Source organism: Pseudooceanicola antarcticus (assembly GCF_900215355.1).
GTDB classification, from domain to species: Bacteria; Pseudomonadota; Alphaproteobacteria; order Rhodobacterales; family Rhodobacteraceae; genus Pseudooceanicola; species Pseudooceanicola antarcticus.
Map to the genome: position 1 here is coordinate 323,710 of NZ_OBEA01000004.1, position 21,347 is coordinate 345,056.

The following is a 21,347-nucleotide window of genomic DNA, read 5'->3' on the forward strand; positions in this document are numbered from 1 at the left end:
ACCCGGCGCACCAACCTCCTCCGGCTATCCGGACCGCACGACCTCATAGGCCTCCAGCGCCTTCTCACGCCCTTCCTTCAATCCCACCAGAGGCGCCGGCACCGCATCCTCGGGCGACAGGTCCCAGGACAGCGGCGCCGCCTCGTAGAACTGCAGCGCCTCGGGCGAGGGCTTTGCCTGCCCTTCGGCCAGCCAGCGGTGGCGGTAGAGCGCCTCGGGGTCGAATTTCTCGGCCTGGGTCTCGGGGTTGAAGATACGGAAGTAGGGGGAGGCATCCGGTCCGCAGCCCGCCACCCATTGCCAGCCCATGGCATTGGAGGCCGGGTCCCAGTCGACCAGGCAATCCTCGAACCAGGCCTGGCCGATCCGCCAATGCACCAGCAGATGCTTCGTCAGATAAGAGGCGGTGATCATCCGCGCTCGGTTGTGCATCCGCCCGGTGACGAAGAGCTCCCGCATCGCCGCATCGACCAATGGCACCCCGGTGCGGCCCTGCTTCCAGGCCAGCACCCGCGCGTCCTCGTCGGCCTGCCAGGGGAAGGCCTCCCAGCCGTCGCGCCAGCTCTGCTCCAGGATATGGGGGGTGTGGTACATCAGGTGGTAGGCAAACTCGCGCCACACCAGCTCTTTCAGGAAGGTCTCGGCCCCGGCCTTGCCCTCTTCCAGAGCCCGCCATCCTGCCTGCCAGCACTGGCGTGCAGAGATCTCTCCGACGGTCAGGTGGTGCGACAGGTCCGAGGTGGCCGGGCGGTCGGGGAAATCACGCTCTGCCCCGTAGCGGTCGATCCGGTCGGCGACGAAACTGTCGAGCTGCGCCATCGCCGCGCTGCTGCCCGCCCGGACATGAGAGGCCACCACCGACCTCCCGCGACGCATCGGCGCCGAAAGCTGCCAGTCCTCCAGCCGCTCGCTGTCAGGCCAGTCCTCGGGCGCGGGCCAGCTGGAAGGCGCGGCGAGGGGCGCGCCGGGGTCGCGGCCGCGCACCGCCTTCCAGAAGGGCGAGTAGACCTTGTAGTAGCTCCCCTGCCCTGTCTCCACCTGCCAGGGCTCGAACAGCAGATGTCCGGCGAAGCTGCGCGCGGTTACGCCTGCCTCCGAGAGCCCGGTCTTCACCGCGCTGTCGCGGCGGATCGCGGCCGGATCGTAAAGCCGCTGCCAGTGGACCGCGCCTGCGCCGGTCTCGGCCACAAGCTCGTTCAGGACCTCCAGCGCATCGCCCGTGCGCAGGATCAGCCGCGCGCCGAGCGCCTCGAGCTCGGACTGGAGCGCCGCGAGGCCCAGCTCAAGCCGCAGCGCCGGGGCGGCGCCCAGCCGGGTAACGCTGTCATCGCGGATGTAGATGGGAATGACCGGCGCGCCGCGGGAGATGGCCTCGCAGAGCGCGGGATGATCGGCAAGCCGCAGGTCGCGGCGCAGCCACAGAAGGCAGGGATCTGGCATTGGGTCTCCTTGTGCGGAGATTACGCAGGCGCAAGCCTTGCGGATCACTCGCAGCGGCCCGCATCAGGGCGATTGCGCGGGGCAGAGAGACGAAGGGGCGGCGCGCCGGAATGACGCGCCGCCCCTCTTGTTCTTTCAGGTGCCAGGCGCCAATGGGGCGCCTCGCGGTCGCAAGCCTCAGCTTCCGTTGCGCTCAGCCCGCAGGCCACGCCAGATGGCGAAGCACATCACCAGCAGAACGATGGTGAAGGGCAGACCCGTCGAGATCACCATGGATTGCAGCGATGCCAAGCCCCCGGCCGAGAGCAGCAGCACGATGGCCACGGCGCCCTCGAAGATGCACCAGAAGACCCGCTGGGGCACCGGCGCATCGACCTTGCCGCCCGCGGTGATCGTGTCGATCACCAGCGAACCGGAGTCCGAGGAGGTGACGAAGAAGACGATCACCAGCACGATGCCGATCAGCGAGGTGATCCCCGCCAGCGGCAGCGCGTCGAGCATCTTGAACAGCTGCACCGGCAGATCGGCGTCCTGCGCCGCGGTGTAGCCGTCCTGCACGACCTGCTGGATCGCCACGCCGCCGAAGACCGACATCCACAGGACGCAGACCAGCGAGGGGATCAGCAGCACGCAGATGACGAATTCGCGCACCGAACGACCGCGCGAGACACGGGCGATGAACATGCCGACGAAGGGGCTCCAGGAGATCCACCAGGCCCAATAGAAGCTGGTCCAGCCCTGCATGAAGTTGACGTCCTCACGGCCCACCGGGTTCGACAGCGCCGGCAGGTACTCCACATAGGCCACCAGGTAGTCGGCAAAGCCCGTCAGAATGGCCAGCGTCGGCCCTGCGATCAGCACGAAGAGCAGCAGCAGGAAGGCCAGGCCCATGTTGATCTCGGACAGGATCTTCACCCCGCCGTCGAGACCACGCAGCACCGAGATCAGGGCGATGGCGGTGATCCCGGTGATCAGCAGAACCTCGACGGTGTCGTTGACCGGGATGCCGAAGAGCTCGGCCAGGCCGGCGTTGGCCTGCGTCGCGCCGAAACCAAGCGAGGTGGCCAGGCCGAAGAGCGTGGCGAAGACCGCGAGGATGTCGATGCAATGGCCCCACCATCCCCAGACGCGTTCGCCCAGGACCGGGTAGAAGGCCGAGCGGATGGTCAGGGGCAGACCCTTGTTGTAGCTGAAGAGCGCCAGCGCCAGCGCCACCACGGCATAGATCGCCCAGGGGTGCAGCCCCCAGTGGAAGATCGTCGCCGCCATGCCCAGCCGGATGGCCGCGGCCTCGTCACCTGCCGCGGCACCCAGGGGGGCCCAGTCGGTGCGTACGCCGCCCTCTGCGGCGGTGCCGCCCAGGGAGCTGGAGAAGTGGCTCATCGGTTCCGAGACGCCGTAGAACATCAGCCCGATGCCCATACCGGCGGCAAAGAGCATGGCGAACCAGCCGATGTAGCTGTAATCGGGCGTCGCCTCTGCCCCACCGAGGCGGACCGAACCCAGCGGGGTCACGATCAGCAGCAGGCAGAACAGCACGAAGATGTTGGCGGCGCCGAGGAAGAACCAGTCAAAGCCCTTGGTCACCGCTCCGAAGAGCCATGAGAAGGCGGTGCCGGCCTGTTCCGGCAGCGCCAGCGTGTAGAAGACGAAGGCCACAACCGCCAGTCCCGAGACCAGGAACACCGGGTTGTGGATGTCGAAGCCGAAGGGCCCGACCTGGCCGTCGATATTGTCCTGACCGATCTCGTATTCGGTGTCGATGATATCCGCCGCCCCTTCCGGAGCCGGGATACCCTGTTCGTCGATATCGTCACTCATTTCTATTCTCCCTCAGCCGCGCACGATCATCACGGATACCTTGGCGTGGCTCGCCAGGTGCCCCCCGTGGGAGGGCCAGATGTAATCGGTGATGTTGGGCACGTGGCTTTCCATGACCACCAGGTCGGCGCCGCATTCGTCGACCGCTTCCAGCAGGGCGCGGTTGAGGTCGGCGGTGACATCCGGGTCCAGCTTGGCAAGGGCCTCGGTGCTGACACCATGGGACAGGCCTTCGGCCTTGGCGAAGTCCTCCAGCTTCTCGCGGTACTCGTCGGGCGTATGCCCCATCGAGCCGGGAAGCGCCGATGTAACGCCCACGTAGACAAGCGATGCCCCGAAGCTATCCGCGAGCTTGGCCGCGGTGCTCAGGGATTTCTCCAGCTTGTCGACATGGGCGAGATCCACCGGCACCATGATCTTGGTGTACATTCTGACCTCCTTCTCGTTCCGTGCAGGGTTCTCTTGGCGGGATCTGGTCCCGAACCGCTGCGGGGCGGTATTGCCCCTGGGCAAAGACTAGGACGTTTCACGCCGTGACAAGGACGTGACGCGCTGCCTTTGCGCGCAAAAACGACATTTCCACGTCGCTCCTTGCCCGCAGCTCTACCAGAACGGGTAATTCCCTCGGGTGCAACCTGAAAGGGCCCCGCATGCGCGAGGCCCTTTCGGTACATTTCCGGCCGGAAGCGGGGGCTCAGGCGCCCAGGTCGACGACGACGCGGCCCTTGACCTGGCCCGAGAGGATCTCGGCGCCCAGCTTCGGCAGATCCTCCAGCGTCGCGGGCTGGATCATGCCCTCGAGCTTGGCCATCGGCAGGTCCCGCGCCACCCGTTCCCAGGCGCGCAGGCGGTTCTCGTAGGGCTGCATCACGCTGTCGATGCCCAGCAGGTTCACGCCGCGCAGCAGGAAGGGAATGACCGTGGCAGGCAGCTTGGAGCCCCCCGCCAGACCCACGGCGGCGACCGAGGCGCCATAGGACATCTGGCCCAGCACACGGGCCAGCATCTCGCCACCGACGGCGTCGACGCAGCCGGCCCAGGTCTCGCTTTCCAAGGGCCGCTTCACGGTCTCGGCCAGATCGGCGCGGGGCACGATCTGCGTGGCTCCGAGCGCGGTCAGGTAGTCGGCGGTCTCGGGCCGTCCGGTGACGGCGGCCACCTCGTAGCCCAGGTGCCCCAGGATCGCCGTGGCGACCGAGCCCACGCCACCGGCGGCCCCGGTCACCAGCACCGGGCCCTTGCCCGGCACCAGCCCGTGGTCCTCAAGTGCCATCACCGCCAGCATGGCAGTGAAACCGGCGGTGCCGACCGCCATGGCCTCACGCGGGGTCAGCCCCTCGGGCAGCGGCACCAGCCAGTCGGCCTTCACCCGCGCCTTCTGCGCGTAGCCGCCCCAATAGGCCTCGCCGACCCGCCAGCCGGTCAGCACCACCTTGTCGCCGGGGCTGTAGCGCGGATCGTCCGAGGCCTCGACCGTGCCGGCGAAGTCGATGCCGGGCACATGGGGGTAGTTGCGCACCAACCCGCCGCCCTTGGCCGACAGGCAGAGCCCGTCCTTGTAGTTGACGGTCGAATATTCGACCGCCACCAGCACCTCGCCAGCCGGCAGGTCCGCTTCCGAGATCTCGCGGATCACGGCCTGCGCCTCCTCCGCGCCCTCGGGCTTCTCCATCATCAAGGCCTTGAACATCTCACTCCCTTTCTCCCCCTCCTCTTGGGGCCGTCTCAACCTCGCCCGGTCTCGGGCATAAGGAACAGGTCGGTATCGCCGGGGTTCTGCCCGGCGGCGGTCAGCATCGCGTGGATCTGTCCACGGTGATGGGTCTGGTGGTTGAAGAAATGCAGGATCAGCGTCGCCAGGGGCTTGCTGATCTCGCGTTGTGCCGCGCCCGAGAACCAGGTCAGCGCGCCGGTCAGATCCAGCGCGCCCAGGCCCTCGGCCCAGACCTGGATATGACCGTCCATGCGAAAGCGCTCGGCCTGCCATTCGGCCAGGGTGCCGTGGAGCTTCGCACTCTCCTTGATACCAACGGAGGGTGCGGGCAGACCGGCGAAGCGCGACATCCAGATGGTGTCGCCCCACAGGAGGTGGTTCGCCGTGCCCAGGATCGAGCCGAAGAAGGCGCCACGGTCAAGGCTCAGCTCATCGGGCGAAAGCTTCGCCATGGCGGCGCCGGCCTGGCGATTCTGCCAGGCGTTGTACTGCGCCATGGTACAGCAATATTCGGGGCTGATCATCTTGGCCTCCCGTCGCGTCGTGACCGGATATCAACGCGCCGCCGCGCCGAATGCAAGCCCCCTTCCCTGCGACAGAAAAAGCGGCGGACCCGGACCGGCCCCGCCGCTTCTGTCAGTCCTTGCCTAAGGACCGTTGGCGATGTGTCGCCGGGAGCCTGTCCTGCGCGGGTCAGGGCTCCGCCCGTTCGACCCTGACACGCTCCCCCGGAGCGTTTCCGAGACGGGTCTCACTACATCGACGAGCGGTGTGCCCAGCCGGTCATGCGGCGCTCGATCCAGGCCATGATCGCGTACATGACGATGCCCTCTATGGCGAGCATGACAAGGCCCGCGAAGACCAACGGCACGTTGAAACGGCTCTGCGCCGCCGCCATCATGTTGCCCAGACCATTGTTAGAGCCCACGGTCTCCGACAGCACCGAGCCGACGAAGGCCAGGGTGATCGCCACCTTCAGCGAGGCGAAGAAGTAGGGCATCGAGCGCGGGATGCCGACCTTGATCATGATGTCCATCTTCTTGGCGCCGAGGGCGCGCAGGATGTCCTCGGTCTCGGGCTCGATGGTGGCAAGGCCCGTGGCCACGTTGACCACGATCGGGAAGAACGAGATCAGGAAGGCGGTGATGATCGCGGGCACCGAGCCGATGCCGAACCAGATGATGAGAATCGGCACCACGGCCACCTTCGGGATGGCGTTGAAGCCGATCATCAGCGGGTAGAGACCGGCATAGATCGAGCGCGACCAGCCGATCAGAAGCCCGATGGCGAGCCCGCCGACCATGGCCAGCGCGAAGCCCAGCAGAGTGGTGTAGAGCGTCTGCAGGGAGTTCGACCAGATCGCACCCCAGTATTGCACGATGGCCTCGGCAATGCGCGAGGGCGCGGGCAGGAAGGTCACCGGCAGATCGAAGAGCCAGACCGCAGCCTCCCACAGGGCGAAAAGCGCGGCGGTATAGATCCAGGGGGCAAGCTGGATGAAGGTCAGCCCCTTCTTCTGCGCGCTCATGCGGCGTCCCTCGCGCGGGCGATCTCGGAATGCAGGTCCTGCACCAGGTGGTTGAAGTCGTTGTCGAAGAGCAGATCCAGCTCGCGCGGGCGCTCGAAGGGCACCCGGTGATCGGCGATGACCCGGCCAGGCCGGGCCGAGAGCACCAGGATGCGATCCGCCAGGAAGGCGCTTTCGCGCAGGTCATGGGTCACCAGCATCACCGTCACGTCGCTGCTGGCATGCAGGTCGCGGATCACGCACCAGAGCTCTTCGCGGGTGAAGGCGTCGAGCGCACCGAAGGGCTCGTCCAGCATCAGAAGCTCGGGCTCGTGGATCAGCGCGCGGCAGAGGTTGGCGCGCTGCTGCATGCCGCCCGACAGCTGCCAGGGATACTTGGGGCCGAAGCCCTTGAGACCGACGAGCTCCAGCAGGTGCTCGGCCTTCTCGATGTATTCCTTGCGGTGCGTGCGGATGCGGCGGCGGTGTTTCTCGACGATCTCCAGCGGCAGCAGGATATTGTCGAGCGTGGTGCGCCAGGGCAGCATGATCGGGTTCTGGAAGGCCATGCCGACGATCGAGATCGGCTTGGTCACCTCCTGCCCCGCCACGACGACAGCGCCCTTCTGGGGGCGCTGCAGGCCGGTGGTCAGTTTCATAAGGGTGGACTTGCCACAGCCCGAGGGGCCGACCACGGCGACAAACTCGCCGCGGTCCATTTTCACGTTCAACCCCGAGACCGCCAGGGTGCCTTCCGGCCCCCCGTAGCGCATCTCGACGTCATCAATATTCACAAGATGCATATGCAGTCTTTCCGGGTCGAAGGGTGCCTTACGGCAGCATCCGCTCTTCCGCCGCAGGCAGGAAGGAGCTGTCGAAGACATCCGCGGGGCCGACGGCGCCGGTCAGGCCCATGGGCGCTTTCAGCGCCTCGAAGGAGGCATCCAGACGGGCCGCGTCGATACCGCCCATGCCGTTTTCCTGTGCCCAGGGGGTGTTGATGTTCATGTCGATGGCCATCTGCAGGCGCTCTTCCTCGACGGCGGGGTCCAGGGTCGCATCACGGGCGACGACGGCGGCGGCACCTGCAGCCGGGTCTTCGATCGCGGCGGCGAAGCCCTTGATCACGGCGCGCAGGAAGCCGGTGACGGCTTCGGGGTTCTCGGCGGCGAAGGTCTCGTTGGCGAGGATCGCGTTGCCGTAGAGCTCGAGCCCGTGGTCGGCCATCAGGATGTTGACGATATCCTCTTCCGGCGTGCCCTGGGCCTTGAGGTTCAGGATGACCGAGAAGGCGAAACCGAAGACGCCGTCCACATCGCCATTGGCCAGCATCGGCTCACGCACCGGGAAGCCGATGGATTCGACGGTGACGGTCGAGGTGTCGATGCCGGCCACTTCCTGGAAGATCGGCCATTGGGCAAAGGCGCCATCGGGCGGCGGAGCGCCCAGGGTCTTGCCCTCGACGGACTTCGGATCCTCGGTGATGCCAAGCGACTTGCGCCCGACGATGGCGAAGGTGGGCTTGTCATAGACCATGGCCACGCCGGTCACCGGCTGGGCCGGGTCCGCGTCGAGGAACTTGATCAGGCTGTTCATGTCACCGAAGCCCATGTCGTAGAGCCCCGAGGCCACGCGCGGGATGGTGTTGACCGAGCCGGTGCCGGTGTCGATCGTGACGTTCAGGCCCTCTTCGGCGAAGAAGCCCATGTCCTCGGCCAGCAGGAAGCCTGCGGCGGGGCCTTCATAGCGCCAGTCGAGGGCGAATTTCAGATCGGTCTCGGCCTGCGCGGCAAAGGCGCTTGCGCTCAGGGCAAGGGCAGAGATCAGGGGAATGGCTTTCCTGCCAAGATACATGAGAAGTCCCGTCCATTGGTTGGTTCTATCCGCACCGGAACCGGCCAAGCCCGTCTCCTGGGCCGGCCGGAACCTTGCATGGGCGTAGAGAACCATCGCACTGACAACGCATCCAGAGCATAAATTGGACTGATGCGTTCTAATTTTTAGTACGGTACGGGGGTCAGGCCGGAAGATCTCCGGTCTCGGCCCAGGCCTGGAGGTGGCCGCGCAGGTGGCGGCTGAAGTTGGCGGCGGCGACCGAGACCGCCGCATCCGCCGCCCCGGCGATCAGCCGCTGCGGGCGGATTCCGTGATCGGTGAGCGGCAGGAAGACAAGCCGTCCGTCGCGCAGGTAGTCCTCGATCCCCACCGGGGTCATGATGCCAAGGGCCCCGCCCCGCGCCGCATGGGCGATCATGTAGGCCACCGAGGACGAGACGAACTGCGCCTTCAGCCGCAGGTCACGGGTTTCCAGAACGTGGTCGATCTCGCGCGCGATGGAGGTCGAGCCGTCTGGCAGCACCAGCTCGTAGCCCAGCAGGTGGTCCAGCTTGGCGGTCTTTCTCTGTGTGATCGGGTGATCCGGCGCGGCGATGACCCCCAGCGGGAAATCCGCCCCCGCCACCTGGCGCAACGAAAGGCGCGGCGGCGGATTGAAGATCAGGCAGAGGTCGGCCCGGTCCTCGACCACCTCGCGGACGCATTGGTCCATGTCGAACTCGCGCACGAAGAACTCGACCCGCGGGTAGCGCTGCGAGAAGGTGTCGATGGCCGCTGGCAACAGACCCCAAAGCGGGCTGGCCACCGAGGCGATGGTCACCTGCCCCCGCGTGCCGGTCTTCAGCTGGCCGATCTCGGACACCGCGCGGTCGTATTCCCTCAGCGTGCCGCGGATGTGCATCAGCAGGATCTCTCCGGCCGCCGTCGGCCGCATGCCGCGCGGCAGACGCTCGAAAAGCGGCACGCCGAGGTCGGCCTCGAGCTCCAGCACGTAGCGGTTGATGGCCGAGGGCGCGACGTTCACCGCTTCGGCGGCGGCACGGATCGAGCCATGGCGGGCAACGGCATCAATGTAGCGCAGGGAACGGTTGTGCATGGGCGGCTCTCCTTCGCCCCGTGCACCGGGGCCTTGCGGCAGACCGTACACATTTTTCGATGTGTTGCACCGCAAAACGGCAATTTCCCTGAGCGCTCAGGACCGCCATACCCGCCAGGTCAGATCGAAGGAGACGCCCATGGCCCGCGCCCATCTTACCGAAGACCAGCCAAGCGAAGAGGCCATCGCGGGCTTCCGCGCAGGCATGCGGCCCTTCTGGCACCCGGTCCTGGCCGGGGCGGACCTGAGCGACAAACCCGTCGCCGTCCGCCTGCTTGGCCAGCGCCTCGTGCTGGCGCGGATGGGAGCGACGGTGCAGGTCTTTCCCGACACCTGCTCTCATTTCCAGGCCCAGCTTTCGCTGGGCAAGGTCGTCACGGTGGATGGCAAGCCGGCGTTGCAATGCCCCTACCACGGCTGGGCCTTCGGCGAGGGCGGTCGCTGCGCGCGCATCCCGCAGCTGCCCGAGGGGCGCAAGATCCCCGCCGCAGCCGATCTGACGGCCTACCGGGCGCGCGAGGCCTATGGGCTGATCTGGGTCTGCCTGGCCGAGCAGGCCACCTACGACCTGCCCCCCTTCCCCGAACACGACGATCCCGCCTTCCGCAAGATACGTCTCAACGAGGCGGAAGAGATGCGCACCTCCGCGACCCGGATGATCATGGGCACGCTCGACGATACGCATTTTCCCTGGGTCCACGAAGGCATCCTGGGGTCCCAGGATCATCCCAAACCGCCCGAGCACGAGGTCTGGCGCGAGGGCAGCCAGCTGGTGCTCAGCTACGAGACCGAACAGCCGCCCGGGCTGATGACCGGCGGCGGCGCTGGGGCGGCGCCCGTCAAGCTGCGCTACACCGATTACGTCGGCATGCCCAACGTGATCCGGCTGGTAAAGGACAGCCCCGGCGGGCGCTACGTGATCTGGCTGGCCACCTGCCCGGTGGACTGGAACCGCACCCGCAATTTCTGGATCTTCGCCCGCGACTACGACACCGCCCCGGAGCGCGACGCCACCTATACCGAGATGGCCGCCCATGTCCGTCAGCAGGACAAGCCGATCATCGAGAGCCAGCGCCCCTGGTTGCTGCCGCCCTTCTGGAGCAAGGTGGAACTGCCGATCCGGCCCGGCGACCTGCCGCTGATCCAGTATCAGAAATGGCTCGAGAAGCTGGGCATCGTCACCGCGATCTGACATCGGGAGGGGCTCTGCCACCGTCGCCGGATGGCGACAAAGAACAGGTTGGGGGCTCCGCCCCGTCGCCGGATGGCGACAGAGAAAAGGTCGGGGGCTCCGCCCCCGTCAGGCTGCGCCTGTCTCCCCCGCAGTATTTTCAGCCATCGGATAGAGAAATCCATGCTTCCATCCGATGGCCACAAATACTGTGGGGGGAGCGCCGCAGGCGCGGGGGGCAAGGCCCCCTTCGCTGGTTCAAGCCAGCGCGTCGTCCAGCAGTTTGCGCACCGCCTCGCCCGGCACGTCGGAGGTCACGAAGGCCTCGCCGATACCGCGCGCCAGGATGAAGCGCAGCTTGCCGTCCACCACCTTCTTGTCCTGGGCCATCAGCGCCATCAGCGCCTCAGCCCCCGGCAGGTCTCCGGGGATGTCCTTCAGGTCGACCTTCATGCCCATGGCCCGCAGGTGCTGGCGCAGCCGCGAGGGCGCTTCCTGCGCGCAGAGGCCAAGGCGGGAGGAGAGCTCGAAGGCCAGGGCGCAGCCGATGGCCACGCCTTCGCCGTGCAGCAGCCGGTCGCTGTATCCGGTCGCCGATTCCAGCGCATGGCCGAAGGTATGGCCGAGGTTCAGCAGCGCCCGGTCGCCCTGTTCGGTCTCGTCGCGGGCGACGATCTCGGCTTTCATCTCGCAGGAGCGTTTGACCGCCGCGACCCGCGCCGCCATGTCGCCCGCGGCCAGCGCCGGGCCGTTCTCTTCCAGCCAGTCGAAGAAAGCGGCGTCGCCAAGCAGCCCGTATTTCACCACCTCGCCATAGCCGGCGATGAAATCGCGCGGGGTGAGGCTGGCCAGCACCTGGGTATCGGCCAACACCAGGCTGGGCTGGTGGAAGGCGCCCACCAGGTTCTTGCCATGGGGGGAATTGATCCCCGTCTTGCCACCGACCGAGCTGTCGACCTGCGCCAGCAGCGAGGTCGGGATCTGCACGAAGCGGACGCCCCGGCGCAGCACGGCTGCGGCAAAGCCCGCAAGATCGCCGATCACGCCGCCCCCCAGGGCGACCACCACGTCAGAGCGCTCGATCTTCTGTTCCAGCAGCCATTCCACGGCGCGGGAAAACTGCGGCCAGGATTTCGTGGCCTCGCCCGCGGGCAGCGCCAGAGAGACCATCTCGATCCCCTCGGCGGCCAGGCCGTCGCGCAGGGCCTCAAGGTGCAGCGCCGCGACGGTCTCGTCGGTCAGCACCGCCACGCGCTTGCGGCGCAGGAGCGGCGCCACATGGGCGCCGGCCTCGGCCAGCAGGCCCGGCCCGATGACGATATCGTAGCCACGCGCGCCAAGCTCCACGCGCAGGGTTTCCCGCAATTGCTCGCTCATGCTGCCTCCAGCAAATCCTGATGTTCGGACAGGGCCTCGACCACGCGGCCCGCCATTTCATGGACCGACAGACCGGGCAGGCTCTGCACCGCGATCTCGGCCATGCGGTAGATGGGCACCCGCCGGTCGTAGAGATCCCGCAGCGTGGCGCGCGGATCGGCGGTGCGCAGCAGGGGCCTCGTGTCGCGGTGGCGCACACGGTTCCAGAGCAGATCGAGATCCGCATCCAGCCAGAGCGCCGCGCCATGATCCGAGATCAACCGGCGGTTTTCCTCAGACATGTAGGCGCCGCCGCCGGTCGAAAGGATCGAAGGGGTCTCTTCCAGGAGCCGGGCGATGACCTGGCGTTCCTTCTTGCGGAAGAAGTCCTCTCCGTCGCGGGCGAAGATCTCGGCGATGGTCATATTGGCCGCGGCTTCGATCTCGGCATCGGAATCACGGAACGGCACGTCAAGCAGCTGTGCGGTGGCCTTGCCGACGGCGCTCTTGCCGGCGCCCATCATCCCCACCATCACCACGCTTTTCTTCAGCTTCCAGCCCATCTTACCCCTGAACGGCGCCGACCCTTCGGCACCGCACTGCCATTTGAAAAGTTTCGCGCCTGAATGACGTGATCTTGCGTAAAAGGCCAGTTATAACTTGTCAAAACTACAGGCAAACAGGACTGAAACTTCATGCTCCGCATCCTCAAATGGCTGCTTTTCCTCGCCTTCCTGGCGGGAATCGCCCTCGTGGCCTACGCCTATGTCGGCCCCTGGCTGGGCGCGGACTTCGCGCCGCCCCAACAGGAGATCCGAACCCCCGTGGTGCTGGATGCTGACTAGCAGGCGCCAGCTCTGCCGTGCCACGGCCCTGGCGCTGGCCCTCGGGCCGGGTGCTGCCGTGGCGCAGTCGTTCGGGCTTGAGCAGATGCGCGACAGCCGCCCCTCGGGTGGTTTCGACGTGACCTTCGCCGATCCGGTGACCCAGCCCGAGCGACGCGCGGGCTCCGGGTCGGGGTCTTCGGCCGCCGGGGAGCCCATCTCGGCCATCGACTGGCTGGATGCGCTGAACCAGGCCGGCATCACCCCGCCCGAGCCTGACGTGGCGACCTCTGCCCTGGTGCCCGAGGTGCGGACCGTGACCCTTGGCGCTTCCAACGCCGGGGCGGTCGGGCTGCTGCCCGCCTCTGTCACCGGGCTGCCGGTCACCCTCTGGCAGGGCTCCGAGACCGAGACCCTGCTGCGCCGCATCGACCTGCTGGATGTCACCGGGCTGCCGGCGATGCAGGCGCTCTTCTTCACCCTGTTGCTGGCCGAGGCCGATCCGCCCGCCGATGCGGCGCGCGATCCCGAGGCCGAGGACCCGCTGCTGCTGGCACGGATCGACAGGCTGGCCGAGATCGGCGCGCTCGATCCGGCCCTGGCGCTGATAGAACGTGCCGGCCAGACCCGCAGCCCTGCGCTGTTTTCGCGCTGGTTCGACCTGTCTCTGCTGGCGGGGATCGAGACCCAGCCCTGCCGCCGCGTGGCGGGCGACCCCGATGTCGCCCCCAGCCAGTCGATCCGCATCTTCTGCCTGGCCCGCAACCGCGACTGGGAAACCGCCGCGCTGCTGCTAGAGACCGCCAGCGCGCTCGGCACGCTGGAGCCCTCGGAAGAGCGGCTGCTGACCCGTTTCCTGCACGTGGACCTGGACGACACCGCCCTGGCCCTGCCGCCGCCGGCCAATATCACCCCCCTGCTCTTCCGCCTCTCCGAGGCCATCGGAGAGCCCCTGCCCACCTCCGACCTGCCGCGCGCCTATGCCTATTACGACCTGCGCGGCCGTGCCGGCTGGAAGGCGGCGCTCGAGGCGGCCGAACGGCTGGCGCGCTCCGGGGCGCTGCCCGAGAACCGCCTGCTGGGCCTCTATTCCGGCGGCAAGCCCTCTGCCTCGGGCGGGATCTGGGACCGGGTCGCGGCGGTGCAGGCCTTCGATGCGGCCATCGCCGTGCCCCGCCCCGACCCCGAGATCGTCGCCGAGCGCCTGCCCGAGGCCTGGCAGGCGATGCAGGACGCCGGGCTCGAGACCACCTTCGCGGCGCTCTATGGCAAGCGGCTGGTGCCCTATACCGAGCGCGAGGATCTCGCCGGGCGGCTGGCGACCCGCGCGGTGCTGCTCGCCCCCGAGGCCGCCGCGCTCTCGCGCCAGATCGCGCCCGCCGGCCCCACCGAGGCCTTCCTGCTGGCGCTGGCCAAGGGGCAGCCCTCTGCCGTCGAGGCCCCCTCGACCCGTGCCAAGATCATCACCCGAGGCTTCGCCGCCACCACCCGTCCGCCGGAGCGCATCCAGCGGCTGATCAGCGACGGCCAGCTGGGCGAGGCGATCCTGGAGGCCATGCAGCTCTATGCCTTCGCCATGCAGGGCAACCTGCCCGACATCGCCCCGGCGCTGGCCACCTTCCGCGCCATCGGGCTCGAGGAAACCGCCCGCTCCGCCGCGCTGCAGCTGCTGCTGCTCGACGAGAGGGGCTGAGCCATGGCCGGGCCCTCTGACCCAGATCTCTGGATCTCGGCCTTCCTCGAGGCGCAGGCCGCCGAAAGCGGTGCCGCGCGCAACACGCTGCTGGCCTACGGGCGCGACCTAAAGGATGCCGCCCGCTGGTTCGAGCGCCGGGGGCCGGGTCTGGCCGGGGCAAGCCGCAGCGATATCGAGGACTACCTGGTCTTCTGCGATGCCGAGGGGCTGTCGCGCGCCACCCGTGCAAGGCGGCTCTCGGCGCTGCGCCAGCTCTATCGTTTCGCCTTCGAGGAAGGCTGGCGGGAAGAGAACCCGGCGATCCAGATCCGCGGTCCGGGCCGCGCCAAGACCCTGCCCAAGACCCTGAGCATGGCAGAGGTCGAGGCGCTTCTGAGCGCCGCGCCCGCGCAGGGGCGCTCCCCTGCCGACCGGCTGCGCAATGCCTGCCTGATGGAACTGCTCTATGCCACCGGCATGCGGGTGAGCGAGCTGGTCTCGCTGCCCGTCGCCGCCACGCGGGGCGATCCGCAGATGCTGCTGATCTCGGGCAAGGGCGGCAAGGAGCGGATGGTGCCGCTCTCTGAACCCGCCCGCGAGGCGCTGCAGAACTGGCTGGCCGCCCGCGATGCCGCCGAGGCGGAGGCCCGCGCCAAGGGCCTGACCGAGAGCCGCTATCTCTTCCCCTCCCATTCCTCGGAGGGGCATCTGACCCGGCACCGCTTTTACGCGCTGATCAAGGAGATCGCCAAGGCCGCCGGCATTCCCACCGATCGCGTCACGCCGCACCGGCTGCGCCATGCCTTCGCCACCCACCTGCTGGAAAACGGCGCCGACCTGCGCGCCATCCAGGCCCTGCTCGGTCACGCCGACCTGGCCACGACCGAGATCTACACCCATGTGCTGGAGGCCCGCCTGCGCGAGCTGGTCGAGACCCACCACCCGCTGGCCCGCAAGTAGGCCCTTCGTGCCCGGCCCGGACCACCTGCCGACGGCCTGCTGACTGCACCCTGCTGCGCCCTGTCGCCGCCGCCATGCCATTGATTGCCATCGCCCGGCCCCGTGGGCGCTTGAACCGGGCCGCGCGGCACCCCATAACCCCTTCCAAAGGGAGATCTCATGGAATCCGCATCCACATTTGCCACTTCGCTCGACGGCGCCTTCTGGATCACCGCCGGGGCCATCCTTGCGCTGCTGGTCTTCTCGGCCTTCTTCTCGGGCTCGGAAACCGCGCTGACGGCGGCCTCGCGGGGCAAGCTGCGGGCGCAGGCGGACAAGGGCTCGCGCGGGGCGGAACGGGCGCTGCAGATCACCGAGGACAACGAGCGGCTGATCGGCTCTGTCCTGCTGGGCAACAACCTGGTCAACATCCTGGCGACCTCGCTGACCACCTCGCTCTTTACCGCGCTCTACGGTGACAGCGGCGTCGCCATCGCCACGCTGGTGATGACGCTCCTGGTGCTGATCTTTGCCGAGGTGCTGCCCAAGACCTATGCCATCACCAATGCGGAAACCGCGGCCAGCAAGGTCTCGGCGCCGATTGCCTTCATCATCGCCATCTTCGCCCCCATCGTCAGCCTGGTGCGGCTGCTGGTGCGTGGCGTGCTGCGCGTCTTCGGCGTAAAGACCGACCCCGACAGCCAGATCCTGGCGGTGCGCGAAGAGATCGCGGGCGCGCTGAACCTGGGCCACTCCGAAGGCGTGGTCGAAAAGGAGGACCGCGATCGCATCCTGGGCGCCCTGGACCTGGGCGACCGCACGGTGGAAGAGATCATGCTGCACCGCTCGCGGATCGAGATGATCTCGGCCGCCGACACCCCGAAAGAGATCCTGGCGCAATGTCTGACCTCCAGCCACACCCGGCTGCCGGTCTACGATGGCGACCCCGAGAACATCATCGGCATCCTGCACGCCAAGGACCTCTTCCGCGCCACCTACAAGCTGGCCACCGAGGGCGAGGCCCCGGCCGAGGCGCTGGCGGATTTCAAGATCACCGACGTGATGATGGCGCCCTATTTCATCCCCGACACCACCTCGCTGGACGAGCAGATGCGGCAATTCCTGCACATCCGCACCCACTTCGCGCTGGTGGTGGATGAATACGGCGCGCTGCAGGGCCTGATCACGCTCGAGGATATCCTGGAAGAGATCGTCGGCGAGATCACCGACGAGTTCGACCCGGCCACCGCCGAACACACGGTGCGCCGCGCCGAGGATGGCTCTTTCCTGGTCGACGGGGCGATGACGATCCGCGACCTGAACCGCTCGCAGGACTGGTCGCTGCCCGATGAAGAGGCCAATACCATCGCCGGCCTGGTCATCCACGAGGCGCAGATGATCCCCACCGTGGGGCAGGTCTTCTCGTTCCACGGCTTCCGCTTCGAGGTGACCGCGCGCAAGGAAAACCGCCTGACCCGGCTGAAGATCCGCCCGCTCGATCCGCTCTGAGCCCGTGCTGCGCTGGTCCGAGCCCCGATTGCTGGCCGATTACCTCGCGCTGCCCAAGGGGCCGGGCATCTACGTCATAGGCCATGCCAGCGACCCGGTACGGAAGGTGCAGGCGGGCCAAGAGATCGACGCCTATCTCTACAATTGGCCCGAGAACTTCACGAGCCTCTACGTCGGGATCTCGGAAAGCCGCCGCGAAGGGGTGCGCGGGCGCCTGCGCAGTCATTTCCGGGCGCGTGGCAATGCCGACCTGGCGGCGCGCCAGAAGCGGGGCGAAGTGCTGTGGTACATCGCAGCCCTTGGCACCTTCGCCAGCCACGAGGCGCTGTTCCTGGCTCTGGCCAACGGCTTCTTTCCCTCTAATCTCCGCGATGAAGGCAAGCGTTTCGCCATCCGGCTGAACCGCGAGATCGACGCCCAGATCGCTGCCGAAGAGGCCGCGCGAAAGCGCTGAGCATGCGCCGGAGGTGAGCGGGCAAAGGGGGGCGGGCCAGCCCCCCGGCTCCGTGCCGGAGCCTCCCCCCGCAGTATTTTCAGCCATCGGATGGAGAGGGAAGAGGCGCTTTTGACGGGCGCTTTGCCGGGGGTTACGTGCGGAAGTCCTTGCCGAGAGCGCGGGCGCTCTCTGAGAGCGCCGGGTCATCTTGCTCACCCAGGGCCTGAAGCGCGCGGGTGAAGGGAGTTTGCAGTTCAGGACGGTCCTTGCCGTCCAGCAGAAGCGGGCGCAGCGCCTCGATCAGCAAGGAAGCGCGGTCGAGCGCGGGCAGATAGAGCCGGTCCAGGCGCACCTCATCCGGTGCCTCGCCCTCGGTATCGAGGAATATCCGCAGGATGCGGTGCAGGACGTCCAGCGCCGTGCCGGGGTCGTTGACGCCGGGCGACAGCGCCCGGACGCCGATCTCGGACAGGCAGGTCAGGCCGAAGCCGGGATCCTGGTCGAAGTTGCGCAGGCTGCCCAGCACCGCATTCTCGCGCAGTTTCCCCGCCAGCGCCTCTCCGCCGCCCGAGATCCGCGCCAGCACCTCGCCGCGATGCACGAAGCCACCAACCGGGTGCAGCAGCCAGATCCGCGCGTCGTGGTGCTCTGCCGCCGTCTGCAGCCGGTCCTGGAAAAGCTGTTGCAGGTAGCCGCTCTTGTCCGCGCGCACCTCCTCCGCGCCCTCGGGGATCTTCTCCGGGTCCAGGGCGTGGGCGCCGAGGGCCGGGTGGCACATGCGCATGCGCATCGCCTCGATCGTGCTTTCCTCGATCCGCTGCGCGGTGTTGATCAGGCTGCCCAGCATCTCGAGATGCGAGATCCAGCGGATGATCGCCACCACGATCAGCGCCACCACCAAGAGGGTCATGCCGAAGAGCACCATCAGCCCGCGCCCTTGGAAGACCTCGAGATCGCGCAGGATGATCGCCGAGAGCGCGTAGAGATAGGCGCCGACGAAGGTGGCCAGCACGGTGTGGGTCACCGTGTCCTGCAGCAGCATCTGGTGCGCCCTGGGCGTCCAGCTCGAGGCCACCATGCGATGCGCCGCCGCCATGACCGTCAGCGAGAAGGTCGTGACCGTCAGCATGGAGTTGGCGATGATCTTCAGGATATTGTCCACCGCCTCGCCACCGACCAGCGGGTCCAGCCCCTCCGGGATCACCCGCGCGCCCAGTTTCGACAACGCCAGCGCCAGGAAGGCCAGCGCGGCGATGAGCGCGACGCGGACCACCAGGCGGCGTGAAAAGGCGTGCAGGCGACGCAAGAGCGTTGGCAGCATTGGGATCTCCTTCCCGCCAAACCTAGCGCATTGGCGCCGGCGGGAAAGAGCGCTCTGCCCGTTGCACGTTTCCACGGCACCGCCCGGCCCTGCGCGCCGCAGCCGACGGCCCCGGCACGGAAAACGACACCCCCTGTCGCAGAAGGACTAGCCGCCTGCCCCGCTTGCGCCTCAGCATCGTGTCAACAACAGGAGGTTCCCATGCAAACCACGACCCGCGTTGCGGTCATCGGTGGCGGCGTTGTCGGCTGCTCGGTGCTTTATCACCTGACCAAGCTCGGCTGGTCCGATGTCATGCTGCTGGAGCGCTCCGAGCTGACCTCCGGCTCCTCCTGGCATGCGGCGGGGGGCTTCCATACGCTGAACGGCGATACCAACATGGCGGCCCTGCAAGGCTATACCATCGGGCTCTACCGCGAGCTGGAAGAGATCACCGGCATGTCCTGCGGGTTGCACCAGACCGGGGGTCTGACGCTTGCGGAGACCCAGGATCGCTTCGACTACATGCTGGCCGAACGCGCCAAGCACCGGCACATGGGGCTGAACACCGAGATCCTGGGCCCCGCCGAGATCAAGGAACGCTGCCCGATCACCAATATCGACGGCGTGGTGGGGGCGCTCTGGGATCCGCTGGATGGCCACCTAGACCCCTCGGGCACCACCCATGCCTATGCCAAGGCCGCACGGATGGGCGGCGCCACGATCCATACGCACACGAAGGTGATTGAGACCAACCCCCGCCCCGATGGCACCTGGGACGTGGTCACGGACAAGGGCACAGTCCATGCCGAGCACGTGGTCAACGCCGGTGGTCTCTGGGCGCGCGAGGTCGCGGCCATGGCGGGCCTCTACCTGCCCCTGATGCCGATGGAGCACCATTACATCGTCACCGACGATATCCCCGAGATCTACGAACGCGAGACCGAACACCCCCATGTGGTCGACCCGGCCGGTGAAAGCTACCTGCGCCAGGAGGGCCGTGGCCTCTGCATCGGCTTCTACGAGAAAAAGCCCCGCGCCTGGGCGGTCGACGGCACCCGCTGGGACTTCGGCCACGAGCTGCTGCCCGACGACCTCGACAAGATCGCCGATTCCATCGCCTTCTCCTACGAGCGCTTCCCGGTGCTGCAGACCGCAGGCGTGAAGAGCGTGATCCACGGCCCCTTCACCTTCGCCCCCGATGGCAACCCCCTGGTTGGCCCGGTGACGGGCCTCAGGAACTACTGGTCCGCCTGCGCGGTCATGGCCGGGTTCAGCCAGGGCGGCGGCGTCGGGCTGATGCTGGCGCAATGGATGATCGAGGGTGAATGCGAACGCGACACCTCGGCCATGGACGTGGCCCGCTACGGCTCCTGGACCACGGCGGGCTACACCCTGCCCAAGGTGATGGAGAACTACCGCACCCGCTTCTCGGTCTCCTACCCGAACGAGGAAAAGCCCGCCGCCCGTCCCTTCCGCACCACGCCGATGTACGACATCTTCGACCAGATGGGCGCGGTTTGGGGCCAGCAGTTCGGCCTCGAGGTGCCCAACTACTTCGCCGAGGGCAACGAGCCGCGCTACGAGACCCCCTCCTTCCGCCGCTCCAACGCCTTCGCCGCCACCGCGCGCGAAGTGGCCGCGGTGCGAGAGGGCGTCGGCATCAACGAGGTGCAGAACTTCGGCAAGTACAGCGTCACCGGCCCCGGTGCCCGCGCCTGGCTCGATCGCCTCATGGCAGGCCGGGTGCCCGCGCCGGGGCGGATCTCGCTGACGCCCATGCTGTCCCGCTCGGGCCGCATCATCGGCGATTTCACCATCTCCTGCCTGGCCGAGGGGGACTTCCGCCTGACGGCCTCCTATGGCGCGCAGGGCTACCACATGCGCTGGTTCGAGACCCATGCCGAGGCAGGCGTCGGCGTCGAGAACATCTCGGACCGCTCCACCGGCTTCCAGATCGCGGGCCCCAGGGCGGCAGAGCTGCTGCAGAGCTGCACGCGGGCCGACATCTCTAAGCTGCGCTTCCTCGACGTGGCGCGGATGACCGTGGGCATGGCGGATTGCATCGTCCAGCGCGTCTCCTACACCGGGGATCTCGGTTACGAGATCTACTGCGATCCCATGGCACAGCGCGCCCTCTGGCAGGTGCTTTGGCAGGCAGGCCAGCCCCTGGGGCTGAAGCCCTTCGGCATGCGGGCCATGATGTCCCTGCGCATGGACAGGCTCTTCGGCTCCTGGCTCAGGGAGTACGGCCCCGATTACACGCCGGGCGAAACCGGGCTCGACCGATTCATCCAATGGTCCAAACCCGTCGACTTCATCGGCCGCACTGCTGCCGAGGCCGAGCGCCAGCAAGGCACGGCGCGCAAGCTCATCGGCCTGAAGATCGACGCCGCGGATAGCGATATCCACGGCGACGAACCGATCTGGCTTAACGGAGAGGTCATGGGCTTCTGCACCTCGGGCAGCTATTCCCACCACCTCGGCCAATCCCTAGCCCATGGCTTCCTGCCTGCGGAGGTCGTCCGACCGGGCACCGAGGTCGAGGTCGAGATCCTCGGCCAGATGCGCAAGGCCGTGACGATCACCGAAACCGACTTCGACCCCGAGGCGCGGCGCATGAGAGGCTGACGTCGCAGGGCGCCCGCCCCCGCCTGCCGCGCTCCCCACTGCACAAGTTCAGCTACGGGTGAAAGGAAAGAGACGCCTCCTTCGGGGCGCCG

19 protein-coding genes are annotated in these 21,347 nt (G+C 67.5%); 7 read left to right on the plus strand and 12 right to left on the minus strand.

All coding sequences use genetic code 11. The annotated features are described in order from the left end of the window. Positions 1-24: 24 nt before the first annotated feature. The 9 genes from CRO50_RS12260 to CRO50_RS12300 form a co-directional block, all read right to left on the minus strand. Positions 25-1,440 (minus strand): cryptochrome/photolyase family protein, encoded by a 1,416-nt coding sequence (locus CRO50_RS12260; RefSeq protein ID WP_097146209.1) that lies wholly within the window; start codon positions 1,438-1,440, stop codon positions 25-27. 177 nt (positions 1,441-1,617) lie between these two features. Beyond that, on the minus strand, positions 1,618-3,261 hold the full coding sequence (locus CRO50_RS12265; RefSeq protein WP_097146210.1) for a BCCT family transporter: 1,644 nt from the start codon (positions 3,259-3,261) through the stop codon (positions 1,618-1,620). A 12-nt stretch (positions 3,262-3,273) separates the two neighbouring features. Then, the gene (locus CRO50_RS12270) at positions 3,274-3,690 is read right to left on the minus strand and encodes a universal stress protein (protein WP_179747265.1); all 417 of its coding nucleotides are present in this window, start codon (positions 3,688-3,690) and stop codon (positions 3,274-3,276) included. A 265-nt stretch (positions 3,691-3,955) separates the two neighbouring features. Further along, on the minus strand, positions 3,956-4,951 hold the full coding sequence (gene acuI, locus CRO50_RS12275; RefSeq protein ID WP_097146211.1) for an acryloyl-CoA reductase: 996 nt from the start codon (positions 4,949-4,951) through the stop codon (positions 3,956-3,958). 35 nt (positions 4,952-4,986) lie between these two features. Further along, entirely contained in the window at positions 4,987-5,499 is a 513-nt protein-coding gene (locus tag CRO50_RS12280) for a DinB family protein (RefSeq protein ID WP_097146212.1), read from the minus strand. Between the two features lie 230 nt (positions 5,500-5,729). Continuing rightward, positions 5,730-6,503 (minus strand): ABC transporter permease, encoded by a 774-nt coding sequence (locus CRO50_RS12285; protein ID WP_097146213.1) that lies wholly within the window; start codon positions 6,501-6,503, stop codon positions 5,730-5,732. Beyond that, positions 6,500-7,285, minus strand: a complete 786-nt coding sequence (locus CRO50_RS12290; protein ID WP_198431816.1) for an ABC transporter ATP-binding protein — start codon at positions 7,283-7,285, stop codon at positions 6,500-6,502. Before CRO50_RS12290 ends, CRO50_RS12285 begins: the two co-directional genes overlap by 4 nt. 28 nt (positions 7,286-7,313) lie before the next feature. After that, positions 7,314-8,336: an ABC transporter substrate-binding protein gene (locus CRO50_RS12295; RefSeq protein ID WP_097146214.1), complete on the minus strand. Its 1,023-nt coding sequence runs from the start codon at positions 8,334-8,336 to the stop codon at positions 7,314-7,316. Between the two features lie 163 nt (positions 8,337-8,499). Beyond that, the gene (locus CRO50_RS12300) at positions 8,500-9,414 is read right to left on the minus strand and encodes a LysR family transcriptional regulator (RefSeq protein ID WP_097146215.1); all 915 of its coding nucleotides are present in this window, start codon (positions 9,412-9,414) and stop codon (positions 8,500-8,502) included. Positions 9,415-9,553: 139 nt separating this feature from the next. On the opposite strand from CRO50_RS12300, the gene CRO50_RS12305 reads away from it, so the two are divergent. Then, positions 9,554-10,606, plus strand: coding sequence for an aromatic ring-hydroxylating oxygenase subunit alpha (locus CRO50_RS12305; protein WP_097146216.1), 1,053 nt, complete (start codon positions 9,554-9,556; stop codon positions 10,604-10,606). 237 nt (positions 10,607-10,843) lie between these two features. Here the strand turns inward: CRO50_RS12305 and aroB are convergent, their stop codons facing one another. Both aroB and CRO50_RS12315 read right to left on the minus strand, forming a co-directional pair. Further along, the gene (gene aroB / locus CRO50_RS12310; RefSeq protein WP_179747266.1) at positions 10,844-11,962 is read right to left on the minus strand and encodes a 3-dehydroquinate synthase; all 1,119 of its coding nucleotides are present in this window, start codon (positions 11,960-11,962) and stop codon (positions 10,844-10,846) included. Continuing rightward, the gene (locus CRO50_RS12315) at positions 11,959-12,504 is read right to left on the minus strand and encodes a shikimate kinase (protein WP_097146217.1); all 546 of its coding nucleotides are present in this window, start codon (positions 12,502-12,504) and stop codon (positions 11,959-11,961) included. The genes aroB and CRO50_RS12315 overlap by 4 nt, the downstream gene beginning before the upstream one ends. 132 nt (positions 12,505-12,636) lie before the next feature. Here CRO50_RS12315 and CRO50_RS20135 point away from each other — a divergent pair, with 132 nt between their 5' ends. The 5 genes from CRO50_RS20135 (at position 12,637) to CRO50_RS12335 (ending at position 17,342) form a co-directional block, all read left to right on the plus strand. Further along, positions 12,637-12,786 carry a hypothetical protein gene (locus CRO50_RS20135; RefSeq protein ID WP_179747267.1) on the plus strand — a complete coding sequence of 50 codons (150 nt, stop codon included), beginning with the start codon at positions 12,637-12,639 and terminating at the stop codon, positions 12,784-12,786. After that, on the plus strand, positions 12,776-14,458 hold the full coding sequence (locus tag CRO50_RS12320; protein ID WP_232617823.1) for a hypothetical protein: 1,683 nt from the start codon (positions 12,776-12,778) through the stop codon (positions 14,456-14,458). The genes CRO50_RS20135 and CRO50_RS12320 overlap by 11 nt, the downstream gene beginning before the upstream one ends. A gap of 3 nt (positions 14,459-14,461) precedes the next feature. Next, complete coding sequence (locus CRO50_RS12325; protein ID WP_097146218.1) at positions 14,462-15,400, plus strand: site-specific tyrosine recombinase XerD; 939 nt, start codon at positions 14,462-14,464, stop codon at positions 15,398-15,400. Between the two features lie 159 nt (positions 15,401-15,559). Continuing rightward, the gene (locus tag CRO50_RS12330) at positions 15,560-16,888 is read left to right on the plus strand and encodes an HlyC/CorC family transporter (protein WP_097146219.1); all 1,329 of its coding nucleotides are present in this window, start codon (positions 15,560-15,562) and stop codon (positions 16,886-16,888) included. A gap of 4 nt (positions 16,889-16,892) precedes the next feature. After that, positions 16,893-17,342 carry a hypothetical protein gene (locus CRO50_RS12335; RefSeq protein WP_097146220.1) on the plus strand — a complete coding sequence of 150 codons (450 nt, stop codon included), beginning with the start codon at positions 16,893-16,895 and terminating at the stop codon, positions 17,340-17,342. Between the two features lie 133 nt (positions 17,343-17,475). Here the strand turns inward: CRO50_RS12335 and CRO50_RS12340 are convergent, their stop codons facing one another. Next, positions 17,476-18,645, minus strand: coding sequence for a DUF2254 domain-containing protein (locus CRO50_RS12340; protein ID WP_097146221.1), 1,170 nt, complete (start codon positions 18,643-18,645; stop codon positions 17,476-17,478). A 201-nt stretch (positions 18,646-18,846) separates the two neighbouring features. Between CRO50_RS12340 and CRO50_RS12345 the strand changes: the two genes are divergently transcribed. Then, a complete protein-coding gene (locus tag CRO50_RS12345) occupies positions 18,847-21,255 on the plus strand; it encodes a GcvT family protein (protein ID WP_097146222.1) in 2,409 nt (802 codons plus the stop codon). Positions 21,256-21,347: the final 92 nt, after the last annotated feature.